The organism is Mycolicibacterium llatzerense, assembly GCF_000878195.1.
Classification (GTDB): domain Bacteria; phylum Actinomycetota; class Actinomycetes; order Mycobacteriales; family Mycobacteriaceae; genus Mycobacterium; species Mycobacterium llatzerense.
On sequence record NZ_JXST01000031.1, the window covers coordinates 60,760 to 80,122 of the forward strand.

Genomic DNA, 19,363 nt, shown 5'->3' on the forward strand with positions numbered 1-19,363 from the left:
GTTCCGATGAGCCCTCCGAGCCTATCGCCGCGGGGCGGCCGTGAATACGCGTTCAGACATTCACGTCGAACCCGAGGTTGACGTCGCAGGCCGCCCGCCCGCCGCGGATGCCCCAGTTCTCGAGCGCACTCTCGCGGAGCAGGATCGTGATGTGATCGGCTGGAATGTCGAAGGCGGCCAGGCGGCCGACGATCTCGCGGTAAAGCTCCCGCTTGGCAGCCACCGATCGGCCGGCGAAACAGTCGATGGTCACCAGCGTGTACCGCTCGGGGTGTTCGAGGTGCGGGGCATGCGAAACCCGGTGCGGTTCATGAACCAGCAGCCGGACGTGCTTGTCGCCGACCGGGATCCGGAACGCGGCAACCAGCGCACTGTGGACGGCATCGATGATGGCGACCTCGTCGGGCTGGCTGTACTGACGGCGGACCTCGATCAGTGAACTCGGCATGGCCCAGATCGTCACACCCGACGGCCGTCAGCGCACCTGAATTTCTGCCGCTGTGGCCGGATCGAAGCGGACCCGGAACACCGCCGGCCAGTACTTGCCCGTGACGAGAAACTGCTCATCGCCGAGATGCGCGATGCCGTTGAGCACCCCGACCTCGCCCTGCCAGGCCGGGTCGCGCAGACCGGTGGCGTACACCACCGCCGTGACGGCGCCCGTCGTGCCGTCGATCTCGATGATCTGGTCGGTCGGGAACACGTTGGCCCAGATCCGGTTGCCGACACAGTCGAGGCTGTTGAGCCCGGACACCTGAATTCCGTTGTAGGTCACGGTCATGGCCCCGGTTTCGCGCATGTCGTCCACGGTGTGGAAATGCAGTAGGGCGGAACCGTCGCTACGGATCAGCCGGTCGCCCGCGCGGCACAGGCCCCACCCCTCGCCTGCGAGCGGTACTTCGCGCAGCATGGTGAGTGTGGCCTTGTCCCACTCGATCGCGACGCCGTTCTCGTACGTCACCTGCCACAGGTGCGCGCCGGCATCGGCGATACCCTCACCGAAATAGGCGGGCGGCAGCGGTACGGCGCGGCGTAGCTGCCCCGTGGCGGCGTCGAGTTCACGCAATGCGGACTTGCCCTCCAGGCCCGAGCTCTCATACAGGGTCGGCCCGTCGACGAACATGCCCTCGGTGAAGGAGACGGGGTCGTGGTCGAACTGTTCGAGGACGACGGGACGCAGCCTGGCAATCTGATCGGCACCGGCGGTCGGGACTGCCGCGCAGCCCGCCAGCAGTACCGCGGCCATCAGGAGTCTCACAACGACGCCACCAGGACCAGCAGCGCCCCTACTGCCGACAGCGTCACCGCAGTGATCGCGGCCGTGTGTTCCTGCACCCAGTGGCGCATCCGCTCCAGGCCCTTCTCGGCATACCGCGAGGCCACCAGGTGCGCGAAGATCGGCGCGGCCGTGGTGGATCCGGCCAACACGACGAAATAGCCGATCGCAGTGGCCTTTTCGGCGGGACTGGCCAGAAATGCGTCGATGGCCACGCCACCGGCGATACACGCCAGGATGAACTTCGGATTGGCGACCGCGAAGGCGACTCCCGTGACGGCCGTGACCAGTGGTGACGCGGACTGCAGCCGGGTGAGCCAGCCCGTCGCCTGCGCGTAGTGCTTGCGCCGCAGCCAGGTGACGACGCCGAGCACGATCAGCGCGATGCCGATGCCGAGCTGCAGGCGCGAACTGGTCGTGGCGGCGTGCGACTGGCCGACCGGGGACACCAGCACCACCGCGCTGATCACGACCGTCAGACCGGCCAGCCACCCGCACAGGTAGGTCAGACCGGTGCTGCGGGGCCGGTCCGAGTACAACAGGAGCAGCACCGGCGGCAGCACCGCCATCGGGGACAGCGCCACGATGAGCGCGTCGGGGAGCAACCACGTCACACCAGCCATCCTGCCAATCCCTGCCCGCCGCAGCCGCGCGGCCGGTGATCGGGCACGCTTGACCCACGATGGCACTTCTTGACGACCCCGCGGACCTGACCGCCCTGCGCGCCACCGGCGCCGACCCCGACGAATTGCTCGCGTCGTTCGCCGAGTGGGCCGAGGCGTCGGGCACTGCGCTGTATCCGGCGCAGGAGGAGGCGCTGATCGAGCTGGTCAGTGGCGCCAACGTGGTGCTGGCGACGCCGACCGGTTCCGGCAAGTCGCTGGTAGCCACCGGCGGGGTCTATTTCGCCCTCGCTTCGAACCGGCGCAGTTACTACACCGCGCCCATCAAGGCACTGGTCAGTGAGAAGTTCTTCGCGTTGTGTGACGTTTTCGGCGCCGCCAATGTCGGGATGCTCACCGGCGACGCGGCGGTCAACGCCGGGGCACCGATCATCGCGTGCACGGCCGAGATCCTGGCGAACATCGCGCTGCGCGAGGGCGCACAAGCGGACATCGGTTTGGTGGTGATGGACGAGTTCCATTTCTACGGCGATCCCGACCGCGGCTGGGCCTGGCAGGTGCCGCTGCTGGAATTGCCCGCGGCCCAGTTCCTGTTGATGTCCGCGACGCTCGGCGACGTGACCGTCCTGCGTGAGGACCTCACCCGGCGCACCGGCCGGACAACGGCGCTGGTGGCCAACGCCGAGCGGCCCGTGCCGCTCTACTACAGCTACGCCACCACTGCGATGCACGAGACCATCGCCGATCTGCTGCAGACCAAACAGTCGCCGATCTACGTCGTGCATTTCACCCAGGCCGCCGCGCTCGAGCGGGCGCAGGCGCTGATGAGCGTCAATGTGTGTACCAAAGAGGAGAAGGCGGCGATCGCCGCCCATATCGGCGGCTTCCGGTTCACGACGGCGTTCGGCTCGACGCTGTCGCGGCTGGTCCGGCACGGCATCGGTGTGCACCACGCCGGCATGCTGCCCAAGTACCGGCGCCTGGTGGAGCAACTGGCCCAGGCGGGGCTGCTGAAGGTCATCTGCGGCACCGACACCCTCGGCGTCGGCATCAATGTACCGATCCGCACCGTGGTGTTCTCGGCGCTGTCGAAGTACGACGGCACCCGCACCCGGCTGCTGAACGCCCGGGAGTTCCATCAGATCGCCGGCCGCGCCGGGCGGGCCGGCTACGACACCGCGGGCACCGTCGTGGTGCAGGCCCCCGAGCACGAGGTGGAGAACCTCAAACAGTTCGCCAAGGTCGCCGACGATCCGAAGAAACGGCGAAAGCTGGTGCGCCGCAAAGCTCCCGAGGGCATGGTGCCGTGGGGCGAGAACACCATGACCCGTCTGGTCGAGGCCGCACCCGAAGCGCTGACGAGCAACATGCGGGTATCGACGGCCATGATCCTCGACGTCGTCGACCGTCCAGGTGACCCCTGCCTGGCCATGCGCCGGCTGCTCGGCGACAACCACGAGCCACGCAAGCGCCAGCTGCGGCACATCCGCGAAGCGGTCGGAATCGCGCGCTCACTGCTGCAAGCCGGGGTGCTGGAACGACTCGTCGAACCCGAGCCGGACGGGCGGCGCTACCGACTGACCGTCGACCTGCCACCGGATTTCGCGCTGAACCAACCGCTGTCGACGTTCGCGCTGGCGGCCGTCGAGTTGCTCGACCCGGCATCGGATACCTTTGCGCTCGACGTGGTTTCGGTGATCGAGGCGACGCTCGAGGATCCGCGCCAGATCCTGGCGGCCCAGTTGAAGAAGGCCCGTGGCGAGGCCGTCGCCGCCATGAAGGCCGAAGGCATCGAATACGACGAGCGCATCGAACTCCTGGACGACATCACCTATCCACGCCCGCTCGACGAGCTGCTGGCGCACTGCTTCGAGGTGTACTGCAGAAGCAACCCGTGGGCGGCTGACGGGCATCCCGCCCCGAAGTCCGTCGTGCGCGAGATGTGGGAACAGGGACTCACGTTCAAGGAGTACGTCAGCGCTTACGGGCTGACCCGCACCGAGGGTGCGGTGCTGCGCTACCTGTCCGACGCCTTCAAGGCGCTGCGGTCGGGAGTTCCGGCTGCCGCGCGGACCGACGAGCTCACGGACATCGTCGAATGGCTGGGAGAGCTTGTGCGCCAGGTGGATTCGAGCCTGCTCGACGAATGGGAGCAGCTGACCAGTGCCGACCAGGTCGACGAGGTAGCGGTGATGGCTCCCGTGCGGCCGCTGACCGGCAACGAGCGGGCCTTCACCGCGATGGTTCGCAACGCCCTGTTCCGGCGGGTGGAGCTGTGGGCCCGACGCCGTTGGGACGAGCTCGGTGCACTCGACGCCGCGTCGGGGTGGACGGCGCCGCGGTGGGAAGCGGTGGGGGAGCAGTATTTCGCCGAGCACGTCGACCTCGGCACCGGGGCGGACGCCCGCGGGCCCGCCATGTTGATCTTCGACCGTGCGCCAGGCGTATGGCGCATCCGCCAGATCCTCGACGACCCGGCTCACGACCACGACTGGGGGATCGACGTGGAGGTCGATCTCGCCGCGTCGGACGAGGACGGCGCACCGGTTATCAGACTGGTCGCGGCCGGGCGGTCGGACTAGCCGGGTCAGTCCGTCCGGGTGTACATACCGTTGACGTAGTCGCCCGCCCCACCATGAGCGGGTGGACGATCGCCGGCATGCCGCGCCATACGTCGTCGGTGGCAGCGACACAGAATCCGTTGGCGCGCATCAGCTCGATGGTGGCGCGGTTGCACCGGCACCCGCCGGCAAAGTGGCGCCAAGGGCCTTCGAGTCGGTCCTGGCAGGCTGCGAGGAATCGCGAGCTCGCACGCACGTGCTCGATGAACAGCAACTGCCCGTCCGGTCGCAGCACGCGGGCGATTTCGCGAAGTGCGCGTTCAGGTTCGTCGACGGTGCACAACACGAGCGTCGAGACGACGGTGTCCACGGACGCATCGGCCAGCGGGAGGTGTTCAGCTGATGCGTCGACGATCCGCGCCCGGTAATCCTGGCGCTGCAGGCGTCGTGCGAGCCGTCGGCGCATCGCTGCAACGGGTTCGGTGACGACCAGCTCCGTGATGCCGTCGGGATAGTGCTCGAAGTTCAGCCCGGTACCGGCGCCGATTTCGACAACCTGCCCACGAGCGCCACTGAGGAGGGCTCGGCGTCGGCGCTTCATCCCCGCGACTTCGCCCAGCCAGCAGAACGGATCGTAGATCTGCGCCATGATCCGCAACCACGCCGCCGATGGTGCGGGCGTTCGGCATTCGGTGTTCTCGATCTGCGTCATGCGGCAAACCTATGGAATGCCGCACCGTGCACGCATCCCGCGAAACGGCCATCATCCGCTGATGGCCCGTTCCGGCTATCCGCTCACAACAGTCCTCGGCGCGCGGCTTCCGCGACGGCCGCCGTGCGTGTGGTGCGGCCGAGCTTGCGGCGGATGTTGGCGACGTGGCGGTGAACGGTGTGCGGGCTCAGGACCAGATGCTCGGCGATCTCGTGATCGCTCAGACCCCTTGCGACGCAGGCGAGGATCTCCCGCTCGCGACCGGAGAGCAGGACTTGCTCCGGCTCTCTCGTGCCGTGCGGTGACGACTGCCCGGGGGCCAGTACTTCGCGGCAAGCCTCGACTACGGAATCGATATCGCCGTGCCAGGGAAAGTGAGCGCTGCCCTGCAGCGGTACCAGAGTTGCGCCGGGAATCGCGGCCGCAACCTCGCGCCCGAGCGCGTATGGGATGGCGCGGTCGTCGCGACGGTGCACGACCAGGGTCGGCGCGCCGATGCCAGGAAGATGTGCCCGGACGTCGGCGCGATAGACCAGATTCAGCAACGCGGCGGCGGTCTCGGCAGTCGCCGATTCCCGCTGAAACCGGGCAAATCGCTCGTGCTCGTCGGCGTCGGCGCCGGCGAGGAAGAGGTCGCTGAGAACGCGCGAGCCGAGTCCCCAGTGCGCCCGAACCGCCGCGACAATGGCATCTGCCACGTCCGCAGTGGTGATCGCCGCCCCATCGGAGTAGGAACCGTACAGCACCATCCGCTCGACGCGCTCGGGATAGGTTGCGGCAAAAGCGATTGCGGTACAGCTGCCGGCTGAACCGCCGATCAGTGACACGCGTTCGAGTTCCAGCTCGTCAAGGAGCGCGCAGAGTGTCGCGACGTCCTCGTCGATGGTCAGATCCGAATCCCGCAGGGTGCGGTCGGACACGCCCACTCCCAGCCGGTCATAGCGGATCAGCGTGTATCCGTCCGCGACGCCTGTCCAGAAACGCCTGAAGCCCGCGCTCTGCCAGTCCAGTTCGAGGTGGCTCACCCACCAGGCCGGAGCAATGAGGGGCGGACCGTTCCCGCGCACCTCGTACGCCACGCGGCGCCCGCCGCGGGGAAGGAACCGCAACGCAGACTCCGCCACCATCACCACGAGCCTACGGTGGATCGGGCAAACTGATCGCATGACCGCCCCTGCGCCCGTCAGCGGAACCCGTGGGTTCCTGCCTGCGGTGGAGGGGCTGCGGGCCGTCGCGGCGCTGGGTGTGGTGCTCACGCATGTGGCCTTGCAGACCGGCTACACCGATGGCGTCGTGGGCCGGTTGCTGGCCCGCTTCGACCTGTCGGTGGCGGTGTTCTTCGCGTTGTCGGGCTTCCTGCTGTGGCGTGGCCATGCCGCTGCGGCGCATGGGTTGCGGGCCGAACCCGAGGCGGCGCCCTACTACCGTTCTCGGTTGGTCCGGATCATGCCGGCCTATCTGCTGGCGGTGGTCGTGGTACTGACCCTGCTGCCGGACGCGCGCAGCGCGGACCGGACCGTGTGGATCGCGAACCTGACCCTTACCCAGGTCTTCGTCCCGAAGACCCTCATCGCCGGGCTCACGCAGATGTGGAGCCTGTCGGTCGAGGTGGCGTTCTATCTCGTCGTGCCGCTGCTGGCGCTCCTTGCCGCGAAATTGCGGCCGCGGCTACGGGTTCCGGTGATCGCTGGGGTGGCGCTGCTCAGTTTCGGTTGGGGTTATCTACCGATCCCCGCGTACCACGGGGCCAATCCGCTGACCTGGCTACCGGCCTACGCTTCTTGGTTCGCTGTCGGGATGTTGTTGGCGGAGTGGATGTTCCGGCCCTACAGCTGGCTGCATCAGTTGGCCCGGCAGCGGACCATCCTGATGATCGTGGCTGTCGCCGCCTTTCTGGTCGCGGCGTCTCCGTTGGCCCTGCCGGCAGGGCACCACCACGCCACGCTCGGCCAGTTCATCACGCGGACCGCCTTGGGGGCCGTCGTCGCCGGAGCGCTGTTGGCGCCCTTGGTCCTCGGCGCTCCGAACGATCAGCACCGCGTGTTGGGAAGTGCACCGATGGTGACGCTCGGTCGCTGGTCGTACGGGCTGTTCCTGTGGCACCTCGCCGCACTGGACATGGTGCTCGCCATGGTCGGGCCGACGTCATTTCCTGGGGCGCTGCCGGTGGTGATGGTCCTGACGACGACGTTCGGACTCGCGGTGGCCGCGGTGAGTTATGCGCTGCTGGAGGAGCCGTGCCGGATGGCGCTGCGGCGCTGGGAAGCCCGGCGGCAGGCCGTTGTGGGCGAAGACAGTCCGGCGCAGGCCGCCTGACGGCTCAGCCGGTGCGGTGCAAGAAGCCGTGCAGCGTGGCCTGCACCAGTTCGTCGACGATCGCGTCTCGGGACGGCGGGTTGTCACCGAACAGCGTGGGGCGAAGGGCGACCATTCCGACGATCATCGCCACCGTCGAATGTGCGGGCAGGGCAGGTTGTTCCGACGTCATCCCGCGCAGCTGCATGCCCTCGGAGCTGATCCGGCCCAGCGTCGCCAGGGCCGCCCTGATGTCGGCGATCCCGGCGCTTTCCATCTCGTCGCCGAGGTCTTCGGCTGCGACCAGGGTGAGCAGCAGCCCGCGATGTTCGGCGAGTACGTCGTAGAGCTGACCGACGAAATGCCGTGCCAGGGTTTGTTCATCGGTGTCTTCGGGGCGCAATGACTGCCAGGTTTGGGCGAAGCCGTCGACGAAGTCGGTGAACGGCAGCACCAGTGCTTCGCGGAACAGACCGGCCTTGGAACCGAAGTACCGGAACAGCAGGTGCTCGGTGACGCCGGCCGCATCGGCGATCTCCCGGGTCGTGGTGCTGCGATAGTCCTTGCGGGAGAACAGGTTCTGTGCCTCGGCGAGCAGCAGGCGCCGAGCCTCGCCACGCGGGCGGCGCGGCGAGGCCGTACGCGGCGGCGTTTCGGGCAGGGTCACGGTGGCAAGCTCCTCTGACTCGTCCGGCTCCCGGACGGTCCAAACATAGCGGCCCTTGACGGCGAATTTATGGATAGTGTCTACTATCCAAACCTCGCGTTTCCGCCAGAAAGGACTCGACATGGGTGCGGTCGTCATGCTCGGCACGCTGTTCGGGCTGGTGATCGTGATCTACGCCGCGGTACTGCGTTTCGACCCGGAAGCCCGTCGCAGCACCGACAGTGACGAGCCGCGATGACCCCCGGCCTGACGCCGCTGATGACGGCCGCCATCGGCTTCGCCTACGTGGGCGGACTCGCCTTCGTGCTGCTCGGCGGGTACCTCAGCGTTCGCCGCGGACGGCCGCATCCGCTTCTGCTGCTGTGCATCTCGGCCTTGTCGTTCTCGTGGATCGAAGCCCCCTATGACTGGGCGATGTACGCCCAGTTCGCGCCGGCCATCCCGCGCATGCCGTCCTGGTGGCCGCTGAACATGACCTGGGGCGGGCTGCCGGCACCGGTGCCGATCGGCTACATGTCCTACTTCGCGCTGCCCGCGGTCATCGCGGCGGCCATCGGGCGGTGGGTGTGCCGACGGTGGCAACTGCGCCAACCGACGACCATGCTCACCGTCGGCCTGGTCGTCGGATTCTGTTGGGCCTTCATGTTCAACGCGATCCTCGGGGCCAGGCTGGGGGTCTTCTACTACGGCAGGGTGATCCCGGGCCTCGGCCTGTGGGAGGGCACCCGGAATCAGTACCCCATCTATGACTCGCTGGCCATGGGCATCCAGATGATGGTGTTCACCTACCTGCTGGGCCGCACCGACACCAAGGGGCGGAGCGTCATCGAGGTCTGGGCCGACAAGCGGGCGGCGACGCGCACCCAGTCCGCCGTGCTGTCCGTGGTCGCGGTCGTCGTGGTGGGAAACCTGCTCTATGGCGCGGTGTTCGCGCCGCATCTGGCGGCGAAACTGGCCGGCTGGGTGACTGCCGGACCCGAGACCGAGCTCTTCCCCGGGGTGCCCAACCAGCCGATGACAGGACGGTAGATGATCGAGCAGGCCGAGTTGTACTACGACCCTTTCGATTACGGCATCGACGACGATCCGTACCCCATCTGGCAGCGGATGCGGGCCGAGGCGCCGTTGTACTACAACGAGAAGTACAACTTCTATGCGCTGAGCCGCTATGACGATGTGGCGCAGGCGCTTCCGGACTGGCAGGCCTACCGGTCCGGGCACGGCACCGCGCCGGACATCCTGTTCAGCGGCATCGAGGTGCCGCCGGGCATTCTGCTGTTCGAGGATCCGCCGTTGCACGATCTGCACCGCCGCTTGCTGTCGCGGGTGTTCACGCCGCGCCGGATGTCGGCGGTGGAGGGCCAGGTGCGCGAATTCTGTTGCCGCGCCCTCGATCCGCTACGTGATCTCGACGGGTTCGACTTCGTGACGCAGCTCGGTGCCGTCCTGGCGATGCGGACCATCGGCTATCTGCTGGGCATCCCCGAGTCCGATCAACAGGTGATCCGGGACGGCACGGACGAGCGCATCACCGTCGGCTCCGACGGCAGCGCCGGCGACATCAGCACGACGATCTTCCAGGATTCGATGGCGGCTTTCGTCGAGTACATCGACTGGCGGGCCCGTCATCCCTCCGACGACCTGATGACCGATCTGCTCACCGCCGAGGTGGAGGGCGCCGACGGGGAATTGCGGCCGCTGGATCGCGGCGAGGTGTTGGCCTACACCACGATGATTGCCGGCGCCGGTAACGAAACCAGTGCTCGGCTCATCGGATTCATGGGTCAACTGCTGGGCGAACACCCCGATCAGCGCCGCGAACTCGTGGCGAACCCGGCTCTGATTCCGGCGGCGGTCGAGGAGACCCTGCGGTTCGAGGCGCCATCGCCGGTGCAGGCCCGATACGTCGCGCGCGATGTCGACTGGCATGGGCAGCGCGTGGCCGAAGGCTCGTACCTGTTGCTGCTCAACGGGTCGGCGAACCGGGACGATCGGCAATTCGCCGATCCCGATCGCTACGACATCCATCGCAAGACCGGTCACCTCAGTTTCGGTCAGGGCATCCACTTCTGCCTCGGCGCCGCGTTGGCCCGGCTGGAAGCCCGCGTCGCGTTCGAGGAGGTGTTCAAGCGCTGGACTGATTGGCAGGTCGACCATGCGAACGCGCAGCGCGCCCGGACCTCGAGCGTGCGCGGCTGGTCGCGGATGCCCGTGCGAACGGATTCAGGACATCGGTGACGGCGCCGAACGCAACGCTGTCTGGGTGCGAATCACCGCCTGGACAGCCCATCTCCGCACGAACCGCCGCCGAGCGACGGTGAAACCCACCGGTATGGCGATATTGTCCCGCGTCCACGTGACGATCGGGTTGCGCGAGAAAGCGACCCGGGTTGCCAGGCCGGTGGCAGCGACGACGCGCCGGGCCGGCGGACGGCGTTCGCGCTCGTAGGAGTCCACGAGACTCTCGGGAGCGTGTCCCGTCGCCACCAGGGCGAGTTTGGCCGCCAGGTTCTCGGCGTCGGCGATGCCCATGTTCATGCCCTGGCCGCCGAGGGGACTGTGTACGTGGGCTGCATCGCCGGCCAGCAATATGCGCCCACTGCGGTAGGTCCGCGCGACGCGTTGATTGATGACGAACCGCGACGTCCAGTCGATGCCGGTAAGCCGGACATCGTCGCCGGCCTGTGTGTGCAGAAAATGCCGGAAGTGTTCGGCGATGTCGGGAGGTTCGGCATCGTGCGGGACCTCGGTGACCAGGCGCCACAGGTCGTCGTTTGCGCCCGGCAGCGGGAACATTGCGACTGTGGCAGTTCTGCTCAACCAGACATGCACAGCCTCACGGTCTGCCGGCAGATCCAGATGAAGGTCCGCGAGCAGCAGCCGTTCGGCAACAGCGGATCCGCTGAAGGGGATGCCGGCAATCTTGCGTACCTGGCTATGGGCGCCGTCGCAGCCGATCAGCCAGTCGGCTTCGTAGCTTTGGCTCGAATTCAATTGCACTGCAACACCGTCGGTGTCACCAGCTCGGCCGGTGACTGCGGTCGACCACTCGACCGCCCCACCGAGTTGCGAGAGCCGTTCCCGCAGCCGGTGTTCGAGTTCGACCTGTGAAACCATCGCGATGGGCGGTTGGCCGTCGGGCAGAAGTTCGTCCAGCCCGTCGAGCTCATGCACCTTGCCGCCGGCACGATAGACCGCCCGCCGCACCGGCAGGATTCGGTCAGACAGATCCCCAAGTGCGCCAAGCCGTTGGAGCACGCCGAGGGTCGGCGACCACACTCCGATCGCTCTCGAAGTCGTTGCGGGGCCATCTGCCTCATCGACGATCCTGACGTCGACCCCGCGCTGGAGCAATCCGCATGCTGCCGTCAGTCCCGTCGGCCCGGCCCCTGCGATCAGAACCGTCATCGTTTCCTCCCGCGGCGTCTCTGCGACACTACCTCCGGATTCCACGACCTACAGTGGCAGAGTGCGATTCAAGCGCCAGGGGCCGCTGGGCCAGATGAACGCTGCGGTGGCGGATCTCGAATTGCCGCCGGCGGTGTTCAAGACCTGCCCTTGGCAGCCACGGGATCTCGTGGCAGAGGGCCTGCGGCAGTGGCTGCGGTGTTGCGGGGCGGCCATGCGGGACGGTCAGGTGATCGGCATGCCGTCGCACGCCGTCGATGAGGCCTGGCATGGCCTGATCCTTTGTACGGCAAGGTATTCGGCGTTCTGCGATAGCGCCTACGGCCAGTTCCTTCATCATCACCCCGAGGGCGGCGCACCCGCAGATGCGGTGGCCGAGCCGATGCACGAGCAGCTCCGGCGCACGGTCATCGCCTGGGAAAAGGTCGCCGGACCCGACGAGATCTGCGTGCTGTGGGATCTCGACGAGCAGGTCGGAGTCGACAAGCCGTGGGGGATCGGGGCGACTCGGGTCGACGAAATTCGGTCGGCATACCGGGCCATGCAGGTCCGAACAAGGTGACGGAGGCCCGCTCACGCGATAGCCTGACCCGTTACGGAAGCCGGTTGACAGAACGGACGAGCATTTGAAGACCGAACGACAGCGTTTCCGACCGCCGATGATCGTCGGCGGCATTCTGCTTGCCGGCGCGTTCGCCGCGGCCGGTCCGGCTGCGGCGGACCCTGCCACGCCGACGACACCTGCACCAGGCCAGCCCGTCGTGGAGCCCGCAGGCGGCCCCAGCGGCCCGGTGGCCGCGCCGCCGATCGGAGCTCCGACAGTCCCCGAGATCGAGAACCCGACCTACGGCGCCGGAAGTACCCCGGGCCAGTTGGGGTACCTGCGGGACATCTGGCACACCTTCCACAGCGGTAACCCGATCGAGGCGCTCACCATGCCGCCCGAGGAGGCGCCCGGAGCACCACCCAATGCGGGGCCGGCGCCCAAACTGCCGCCCGGCTTCATCTCGCTGACCGATCCGGCGTCATCGAACCCGATCGTCGACACCGGCCCCAAGACCGGGGGACCCGCGCTGCCTCCCGGCTACTACCCGTTGAACGGCCCGCCACCGCCCGGGTACTACGACCCGAAGCCCGGTTCGGCTCCGGCGCCGGGTGGCCCTGACGCGGCGCCGCCGCAGTCCGGATTTGTGGCCACCCCATCGCAGTGAGGGTTCGGCGTAATGTGATTACATACGCTAAGTAATCGCAGTCGACGCAGGGGAGCACATGACCTCGATCAAGAAGACCTTGTCTGCCGCAGCCATCGCGGGATCGCTCGCCGCGGCCGCGCTGGGCTTCGGGATGCCGCTGGCCGCGGCTCAGCCGCCGCCACCTGCGCCCGGGCAGGGCGAGGTGCCGCCGCCGTGGGCCCCGAAGAAGCCGTCTGAGGTCTGGGACGGTCAGCCGGTCGTGTGGACCTCGGCCTGGGGCGGTCGCTGGGGCGTGTGGATCAACGACGGCTTCATCACCCTGACGTCGAACCCGGTCACCAACGGCGGATAACCGCTGCCGTCACCATCGCGCCGCGACGTTGGTGCCGATCTGATTGGCGACTTGGACCGCCGTGTCCGCCGGGTCGGGACTGCACGTGTTGATGTCGATGACGACGTTGTTCTTGTGAGCGAGGGCGCGGCCGCACGCCCAGCCGGGTGCGGCCGCGTCTTGTTCGGTCGAGACCACGCTGAGAATGTCGTGGGCGTTGGCGATCGGCCCGGCGGTCCACTGCGACTGACTCTGCGTGTGCGTGTATTGCTTGCACGCGGGCCACAGCTGCGCTGATGCGTTGAAGAACTCCTGCGCTTTGTCCTGCGTCGGAAACAGGACCACGGCCTGTTTCAGGTAGTGGGTGAACTTGTCCCCGTCGTTCATGCTCTGCTCGCGCTCGGCCCAGAACCCGCTGCTCGCGTACACGGTCGCTTCGGCCGCGCCGTCGATGGCGAGGCACTCCGGTGGTGCCATCGTGCTGCTGTTGTCCGACATGGTCGCCTGGGCGCCGAGCACGGCCATGGCCGTCGAACCCATCGTGGCGTTCACTTGCTCGGGGTTCAGCAGCAGCCCGTCGAGTTCCCGTTCGACCAGTGGTCGGGGCACCATCGGCGGCGTGGTCACCGGCACGGCCTTGCCCTGGGTGCTGCCACAGCCCGCGGTCAAAACACCAACCACGACGACAGCGACTATGCCTACTGAGCTGCGCATACACCCTCCCGTCGCGGCAGCGGCGACTTACTGACGCACCGCGCTGTCCTCCACAGCGCGGCACTCCAACATTTCTATTGTGGCGTCAATTGGGACCGGGCCGCCCCTGCTCGACGGTGTTTCGCGGTAACGATGAACGATGTTCTTGATAACAGGTTCGCCGCGACACTGCAGGGCAGAGATCAGTTCGAAACGTCGAGGATCTTGATCGCGAACACCAGCGAGTCGCCCTTCTCGATGCCTGCGCTCGGCTGGCCGTCGGGGTAGCCGTCGGCCGAGGTCATCGCGACCGCGACGGTGGAGCCGACCTTCTGGCCGGCGATGGCCTTCTGGAAGCCGGGCACGACGCGCATGAGCGAGAAGGTGGCCGGGGCGCCGCGGTCGTACGCGCTGTCGAACTTCGATCCGTCACGGCCGTTGAAGCCCGCGTAGCAGACGGAGACCGTCGCGGTTTCGGGGACGACGGGCCCGGTGCCGGCCTTCAGCGTCTGCACCTGGGTCTGATTCACGCTGAACGGGCCCTTGACCGTGACGACCGGGGCGGCGCTGTCGGTGGAGCCGGTGACCGCGACGCTGCCGGTGGCGCCGCTCAGCGTCCACTCGGGCGCGCCGCCCTGTCCCTCGGCCATCGGGCAGCTACGGGCGGCCGCGGTCGTGGAGTTGTCCATGGCGGTGACCGGGCTCGGGGTCGTCGTCACCAGCGGTGCCTGGGTCGTGGTCGCGGCTGCCGGCTTTTCGTCGGAGCCACAGGCGGTCAGCGCGACGGCCAGTGATGCGGCGCAGGCGGTCAGTGCAACAGAGGAGGACACGCGGGAGAAGTTCATCGTTGCCACGCTACCGGGGCCTGTTCGGTCTCAGAACTGCGACCAGGAAGTCGGAATCGTCGGTGAACGGCCGCACATCCCACGTGGACAACAGCAGGTCCGGGGTAAGCCCGGCTTCGGTCACGTCGGCGAAGAAGTCGCTGAACGGGTAGTCGCGGCCGGCACCGAAACCGATCACCGCGCGGCCGTCGTCGGCCAGGTGGGCGCCAAGCCGGGAGAGCACCTGAACGCGGGTGCTCGGGGCGACGAACGTCATCACGTTGCCGGCCGACACGATGAGATCGAACGGCTCAGGGATGCCGCGAGCAGGCAGGTCGAGCTCGGCGAGGTCTCCCACCAGCCAGCGCGGCCCGGGGTGATCCTCCTCGGCGGCCGCGATCAAAGCGGGGTCGACGTCCACCCCGACCACGTCGTGCCCAGCCTCGGCGAGGTATCCGCCGATCCGGCCGGGCCCACAACCGGCGTCGAGAATGCGGGCGCCGCGGGCAGCCATCGCGTCGATCAGGCGGGCTTCGCCGACCAGGTCTTCACCGGCGCGGGCCAATGTCCGGAAGCGATCGATGTACCACTGCGAGTGCGCGGGATTCGCCTCGACCTTTTGCATCCAGAGGCTCTGTTCGATCATGCCCCGATTCTTCCACTCGTCGACCGTCAGCCCTATGCAGGGATATTTGCCCGCATGGGGCTCACAGTCACGCGGCGTCCAGCTCTGTCGGCACGGTCAGGCCCAGCAGCCGCAGCAGTTCCGTGAGTTTGTGATCGAGTTGCCTGCCCACCGCCGCGATCTGTGGGTCGCCGAAGCTACCGAACTTGCTCGATGGTTGGTCGATGCTGAAATGCACTGCGCCGTAGAGATCCTCGTAGATGGCCGCGCGCATCGGTGCGTAGAGCATGACGCCGGGATCGCGGCGGAACATCGTTTCGGCGATGACGTTGTTGCCCACCATGTAGGTGATCGCGCGGGTCGGGTTGCCCGCCAGTGCCATCATGGGCGTCGGATCGAACGTCCAGAAGTTGACGAACGAATGCGGAGCGCGCGCTGCGGTGTAGCGCTGTACGGCAGCCAGGTCACCTGATTCGATCACTTCGGTGAGTTCGGCGAAATCGATTGTGGGTACCAGGGTTTCGAAACGCCGGCGCAGTCCGTCGAAGGAGTCATCGGTGTCGACGACGAAGCGGTTGACCTGGTGCGGGATGGCCGTGGTCATGTCAGGCTCCGACCAGGATCGACTTGGACGCCGTAGGCGCGGCCGTCGAGAGCTTGCGCAACGACACGATGTGCAGCGCCGCGGCGAGGGGCACCAGAGTGGTCGGAATCAGCACGAGTGGCAGCAGGGCGATCTGCTCGGTCGACGGCGATAGCTGCAGCACGTGCGCAAGGCCCGGCGCCGCGGTGACGCCGAGTGCCGTTGCGACTACCAGGTCGAGCAGTCCCAGTGTGTTGAACCACACCAGTCGTCGGCCGGCGTTCCCATTCCGAAGATGGCGGGCCAGGTAGATCGCACCGAAACCGATTGCGATATCACCCAATCCGGCGGGCAGTGCGAATCCGGCGGGTAGTCCGCCAATTGCCATCACGATCAGGAAGGCGGCCCCTTCGATCCGGAAGATCTGCGCGACGGTCAGCCACCACTGGGTGTCCGGCTGATCCAGGATTCGGGACGCGACCGGGGTCCTGGTCGCGAGCAGGACCGCCACGAGGGGTACGACCATGCCCAAGGCCAACCACGGTTCGATCTTCGCCGGGGCGAACCGATATACCTCGGCGTGGGCAAGCATCGAGCTCACCAAAATCCAAGTGGTCCAGAGGGTTCCGAATATGGCGGCGATTCGGGTGGCCCGCCGCCTCCCTAGATTCGCGGCGATGGCGCCGCGGAACAACATTGCGCTGATTGTCGCGATGGTGCCGACCAACCCGGCCGCCACAATCGCCCATGCATAGCTCATGACATTCTCCCGATTCATTGATTTTGTCGAACACTTGGTTAGTTTCCGTACAGCATGTTCAATTGAAGGGAGAGGGCCGAAATTCCGTCAACAACCAATGGGGGCGAGATGTCCAGAACCGAACAAGAGCCGAAATCTGTTCGGAATTCGGGGAATCGTGGCGCGTCGGTCACCGACCGCCGGGTGCGGCGTACCCGGAAACTGCTCCACTCCGCCTTCCTGGAACTGGTCGTTGAGCAGGGCTACGACAAGACCACCATCCAGGACATCCTCGACCGCGCCGACGTCGGCCGATCGACCTTCTATGTGCATTTCCGTGACAAAGAAGCACTACTGACCGCGAGTTTCGACGACATGCGCGAACAACTCGGCGACGCGCTCGCCGCCATTCCGGCGTCCGGTGCCGTCGACGTAACCTTGCCCGCGGCAATGCTTTTCGACCACGCGTACCGGCATCAGCAGATCTACCGCGCGCTGTGCGGCCGATATGGCGGCGACGTGGTTCAGCGCCATCTGCGCCACTTGATCGGCGACGTCCTTCGTAAGCATCTGCGACCCCAGCTCACCTCTGCGGAGCCCGCTGTGCCCGCTGAGGTGTCGGCGGAGTTCTACACCTCAGCCACGTTGGGTCTGCTGGCGTGGTGGATCGACCATGATTTCTGCAACGGCCCGCAGTGGCTGACGGCGACGTACCGCACGTTGGCGTTGCCCTGATTTCTCGGCCGGAGCTGACATGATCGCTGGCATGCACCGTCCGTCTCGTCGATCGATGGTGATCGCCAACAAGATCGGCATCGTGGTCGGCCTGGTACTGATCGGCGTCGGCATCGTCCGGCTACTGCTGCTGCCTGTCGAGTGCTCGGGGCGGCCGATGAGTCCAGGCCAGACCTGTACCGACCTCGAGAAGGGGCGAGTCGTCACGCGATCCTTCGATCAGCAGCGGTCTCTGCACAACACAACCGACGGCTTCTTCCTTGTCGGAGGCGTCGTCGTGGCAGCGGGCAGCGCCTTACAGCTACGCCGAATGGCCTGATGAATCTCAGCCGAGCAGAGCCGTGATCGTGGCCCCGCAGCCGATGGCGCCAGCGCAGATGACTACAGCGAGAATGGTGGGATGACGGACACTGCCCCGATGCCACCCTGCCCTGCGTGTGCCAGCGAGTACACCTACGAGTCCGGCGCGCTCTACGCGTGCCCGATGTGTGCCCACGAGTGGGCTGCCGGCGATAGCGGGGACTCCGATGCCGACAGTGGGCGAGTGGTGAAGGACGCGGTGGGCAATGTGCTCGCCGATGGCGACAGCGTCACGCTGGTGAAGAGCGTCAAGGTCTCGGGCGGCGGGGGCGGCGCCATCAAGGTCGGGACCAAGGTCCGCGGCATCACGCTCATCACGGACGGCGTCGGTGACCACGACATCGACGCCAACGTGCCGGGTTTCGGTCGCCTTCAGCTCAAGTCGAGCGTCGTCAAGAAGTCCTCCTGACGCTATTGCGCTGATAGTCTCCGCGCGATCTCGCCGTACCGCTCGAACCGGTCGGATCCGCCGAGGGCGTTGTACAGCACCACGCGCGTCGCGACGCCCGCATATTTGGCAATGAGCTTGTCCGCCAGCTCATCCCAGGTGGATTCGGTGGCGAAGGCCGCGATGTGGTCGTCGGTGATCTGCGCCATCATGCCGGCCATGTCGCCGGCCTTCTGCTTCTCGCGCAGGCGCGCGGTGGTGCCCTCGAAACCGGCCTCGTCCCAGATGAACGCATAGTTCGGGGTGCTGCCGTAGAAGCTCATGCTGGCGCGGACGAGCTCGCGTTCGTTGTGCCGCTCCTCGTCGGTGTCGCCGACGATCGTCATGGCCGGGATGATCGTGTCGATGTCGGCGGGGGAGCGGCCCGCTTTCTCCGCTCCCGCAGCCACATTGGGCAGCACGTGGCGCGCGATGTAGCCCGGCTCGCCGAGTGGGTGAATGTGCACACCGTCCGCGACCTCGCCGGCCATGCGCAACATCCACGGATTCACCGCGGCGATGTCGACCTTGGGATCGGGTGCGTCGATGGGCCCCGGGCTCCATTGCGGCGTGATGAAGTCGAGGTCGTAGAAATCGCCGTGATGATCGAGCTTGCCCGTCCGGAACGCCGTGAAACAGGCTTTCACCGCGCGGACGTAGTCCCGCAACCGCGGGCCGGGCTGCTCGAAGGGCATCCCGTAGCGCCGCACCACGTGGGTGCGGACCTGGGTGCCGATGCCCAGCCGGAACTTGCCGCCCGTCGCTTCCTGCAGTTCCCACGCCGACGCCGCGGTGACGAACGGACTTCGTGGAAAAGCCACCGCGACACCGGTGGACAGCTCGAGTCCCGGAGCGGTCTGGGAGGCGACCGCGGCGCTGAGATATGCGGTCCGTCCGGTCTCGGTCAGCAGGAGGCCGGAGAATCCGGCGGCCTGCGCGCGACGGGCAAGCGCGCCCATCTGAGCCAATGGCTGCGGAACGGTCATCACGTCGACGTGCACGCTGGCAGCCTACGGCTGTGGCGCTTGACAACGGTGAGATACCCAGCATCGCAGGCAAAGTCGCCCCTCTGCGCCACCCGAATGGCGGTGCAGCGGGGCGTTGAACAAGCTGTGGCACTTGTCGGGGGTGCCGGGTATTATCGAACGTATGAGCGAATGCTTGGCGGTGAGTGACCCGGACGCTGTGATGTATCAGGACATCGGTGACAGTTCTGCATCAGGACATTGGTGACAGTTGGTGTGTCAGGACATTGGTGACAGTTCGTCTGGTTTGGGGTGTGAGCCGCGGGGTTTTCCGTTGCCGACGTAG

General features: G+C 66.9%; 23 protein-coding genes. 10 read left to right on the plus strand and 13 right to left on the minus strand.

Annotation, left to right across the window (positions count from 1 at the left end; genetic code table 11):
• Window positions 1-52 precede the first annotated feature (52 nt).
• The 3 genes from TL10_RS20495 to TL10_RS20505 are packed head-to-tail and all read right to left on the minus strand — an operon-like array spanning window position 53 to window position 1,899.
• Window positions 53-448, minus strand: coding sequence for a tautomerase family protein (locus tag TL10_RS20495; protein WP_043987092.1), 396 nt, complete (start codon window positions 446-448; stop codon window positions 53-55).
• A gap of 27 nt (window positions 449-475) precedes the next feature.
• Window positions 476-1,258: a glutaminyl-peptide cyclotransferase gene (locus TL10_RS20500; RefSeq protein WP_202813122.1), complete on the minus strand. Its 783-nt coding sequence runs from the start codon at window positions 1,256-1,258 to the stop codon at window positions 476-478.
• Window positions 1,255-1,899: a GAP family protein gene (locus TL10_RS20505; RefSeq protein WP_043987061.1), complete on the minus strand. Its 645-nt coding sequence runs from the start codon at window positions 1,897-1,899 to the stop codon at window positions 1,255-1,257. The genes TL10_RS20500 and TL10_RS20505 overlap by 4 nt, the downstream gene beginning before the upstream one ends.
• A 59-nt stretch (window positions 1,900-1,958) precedes the next feature.
• Here TL10_RS20505 and TL10_RS20510 point away from each other — a divergent pair, with 59 nt between their 5' ends.
• Window positions 1,959-4,481: a DEAD/DEAH box helicase gene (locus TL10_RS20510; RefSeq protein ID WP_043987062.1), complete on the plus strand. Its 2,523-nt coding sequence runs from the start codon at window positions 1,959-1,961 to the stop codon at window positions 4,479-4,481.
• Here the strand turns inward: TL10_RS20510 and TL10_RS20515 are convergent.
• Together TL10_RS20515 and TL10_RS20520 are read right to left on the minus strand one after the other, a co-directional pair.
• Window positions 4,450-5,172 carry a class I SAM-dependent methyltransferase gene (locus TL10_RS20515; protein WP_082068021.1) on the minus strand — a complete coding sequence of 241 codons (723 nt, stop codon included), beginning with the start codon at window positions 5,170-5,172 and terminating at the stop codon, window positions 4,450-4,452. The two genes, TL10_RS20510 and TL10_RS20515, sit on opposite strands and share 32 nt — an antisense overlap.
• A gap of 83 nt (window positions 5,173-5,255) precedes the next feature.
• Window positions 5,256-6,299: an alpha/beta fold hydrolase gene (locus tag TL10_RS20520; protein WP_043987094.1), complete on the minus strand. Its 1,044-nt coding sequence runs from the start codon at window positions 6,297-6,299 to the stop codon at window positions 5,256-5,258.
• 37 nt (window positions 6,300-6,336) lie between these two features.
• Here TL10_RS20520 and TL10_RS20525 point away from each other — a divergent pair, with 37 nt between their 5' ends.
• Window positions 6,337-7,488 (plus strand): acyltransferase family protein, encoded by a 1,152-nt coding sequence (locus TL10_RS20525; protein WP_043987063.1) that lies wholly within the window; start codon window positions 6,337-6,339, stop codon window positions 7,486-7,488.
• Window positions 7,489-7,492: 4 nt separating this feature from the next.
• On the opposite strand, the gene TL10_RS20530 is transcribed toward TL10_RS20525, so the two are convergent.
• Window positions 7,493-8,128, minus strand: a complete 636-nt coding sequence (locus TL10_RS20530) for a TetR/AcrR family transcriptional regulator (protein WP_081936593.1) — start codon at window positions 8,126-8,128, stop codon at window positions 7,493-7,495.
• 240 nt (window positions 8,129-8,368) lie between these two features.
• Between TL10_RS20530 and TL10_RS20535 the strand changes: the two genes are divergently transcribed.
• Together TL10_RS20535 and TL10_RS20540 are read left to right on the plus strand one after the other, a co-directional pair.
• Complete coding sequence (locus tag TL10_RS20535) at window positions 8,369-9,163, plus strand: spirocyclase AveC family protein (RefSeq protein ID WP_043987064.1); 795 nt, start codon at window positions 8,369-8,371, stop codon at window positions 9,161-9,163.
• A complete protein-coding gene (locus TL10_RS20540; RefSeq protein WP_043987065.1) occupies window positions 9,164-10,372 on the plus strand; it encodes a cytochrome P450 in 1,209 nt (402 codons plus the stop codon).
• Here the strand turns inward: TL10_RS20540 and TL10_RS20545 are convergent.
• On the minus strand, window positions 10,358-11,542 hold the full coding sequence (locus tag TL10_RS20545) for an FAD-dependent oxidoreductase (protein WP_082068023.1): 1,185 nt from the start codon (window positions 11,540-11,542) through the stop codon (window positions 10,358-10,360). The genes TL10_RS20540 and TL10_RS20545 overlap by 15 nt on opposite strands.
• Window positions 11,543-11,603: 61 nt before the next feature.
• Between TL10_RS20545 and TL10_RS20550 the strand changes: the two genes are divergently transcribed.
• From TL10_RS20550 to TL10_RS20560, 3 genes are all read left to right on the plus strand, one after another.
• On the plus strand, window positions 11,604-12,104 hold the full coding sequence (locus tag TL10_RS20550) for a UCP032817 domain-containing protein (protein ID WP_082068024.1): 501 nt from the start codon (window positions 11,604-11,606) through the stop codon (window positions 12,102-12,104).
• A gap of 64 nt (window positions 12,105-12,168) precedes the next feature.
• Window positions 12,169-12,753 carry a hypothetical protein gene (locus tag TL10_RS20555; protein ID WP_308204115.1) on the plus strand — a complete coding sequence of 195 codons (585 nt, stop codon included), beginning with the start codon at window positions 12,169-12,171 and terminating at the stop codon, window positions 12,751-12,753.
• A gap of 58 nt (window positions 12,754-12,811) precedes the next feature.
• The gene (locus TL10_RS20560) at window positions 12,812-13,087 is read left to right on the plus strand and encodes a hypothetical protein (RefSeq protein WP_043987067.1); all 276 of its coding nucleotides are present in this window, start codon (window positions 12,812-12,814) and stop codon (window positions 13,085-13,087) included.
• 9 nt (window positions 13,088-13,096) lie between these two features.
• On the opposite strand, the gene TL10_RS20565 is transcribed toward TL10_RS20560, so the two are convergent.
• The 5 genes from TL10_RS20565 to TL10_RS29735 all read right to left on the minus strand — a co-directional run bounded on the left by TL10_RS20565 (window position 13,097) and on the right by TL10_RS29735 (window position 16,551).
• Window positions 13,097-13,780, minus strand: a complete 684-nt coding sequence (locus TL10_RS20565; RefSeq protein ID WP_043987068.1) for a sensor domain-containing protein — start codon at window positions 13,778-13,780, stop codon at window positions 13,097-13,099.
• Window positions 13,781-13,962: 182 nt separating this feature from the next.
• A complete protein-coding gene (locus TL10_RS20570) occupies window positions 13,963-14,604 on the minus strand; it encodes an FKBP-type peptidyl-prolyl cis-trans isomerase (protein ID WP_110789161.1) in 642 nt (213 codons plus the stop codon).
• A gap of 10 nt (window positions 14,605-14,614) precedes the next feature.
• Window positions 14,615-15,229, minus strand: coding sequence for a class I SAM-dependent methyltransferase (locus TL10_RS20575; RefSeq protein ID WP_043392070.1), 615 nt, complete (start codon window positions 15,227-15,229; stop codon window positions 14,615-14,617).
• Between the two features lie 67 nt (window positions 15,230-15,296).
• Window positions 15,297-15,812: a DUF302 domain-containing protein gene (locus tag TL10_RS20580; RefSeq protein ID WP_043987070.1), complete on the minus strand. Its 516-nt coding sequence runs from the start codon at window positions 15,810-15,812 to the stop codon at window positions 15,297-15,299.
• A gap of 1 nt (window position 15,813) precedes the next feature.
• Window positions 15,814-16,551 carry a DUF8737 domain-containing protein gene (locus TL10_RS29735; protein ID WP_052506485.1) on the minus strand — a complete coding sequence of 246 codons (738 nt, stop codon included), beginning with the start codon at window positions 16,549-16,551 and terminating at the stop codon, window positions 15,814-15,816.
• Between the two features lie 108 nt (window positions 16,552-16,659).
• Between TL10_RS29735 and TL10_RS29740 the strand changes: the two genes are divergently transcribed.
• From TL10_RS29740 to TL10_RS20600, 3 genes are all read left to right on the plus strand, one after another.
• Window positions 16,660-17,265 (plus strand): TetR/AcrR family transcriptional regulator, encoded by a 606-nt coding sequence (locus TL10_RS29740; RefSeq protein WP_081936559.1) that lies wholly within the window; start codon window positions 16,660-16,662, stop codon window positions 17,263-17,265.
• 31 nt (window positions 17,266-17,296) lie between these two features.
• Window positions 17,297-17,584 (plus strand): hypothetical protein, encoded by a 288-nt coding sequence (locus tag TL10_RS20595; RefSeq protein WP_131630778.1) that lies wholly within the window; start codon window positions 17,297-17,299, stop codon window positions 17,582-17,584.
• 81 nt (window positions 17,585-17,665) lie between these two features.
• Window positions 17,666-18,034 (plus strand): zinc ribbon domain-containing protein YjdM, encoded by a 369-nt coding sequence (locus tag TL10_RS20600; RefSeq protein ID WP_043987072.1) that lies wholly within the window; start codon window positions 17,666-17,668, stop codon window positions 18,032-18,034.
• Between the two features lie 2 nt (window positions 18,035-18,036).
• Here the strand turns inward: TL10_RS20600 and TL10_RS20605 are convergent, their stop codons facing one another.
• Window positions 18,037-19,053 carry a TIGR03617 family F420-dependent LLM class oxidoreductase gene (locus TL10_RS20605; RefSeq protein ID WP_043987074.1) on the minus strand — a complete coding sequence of 339 codons (1,017 nt, stop codon included), beginning with the start codon at window positions 19,051-19,053 and terminating at the stop codon, window positions 18,037-18,039.
• Between the last annotated feature and the right edge of the window lie 310 nt (window positions 19,054-19,363).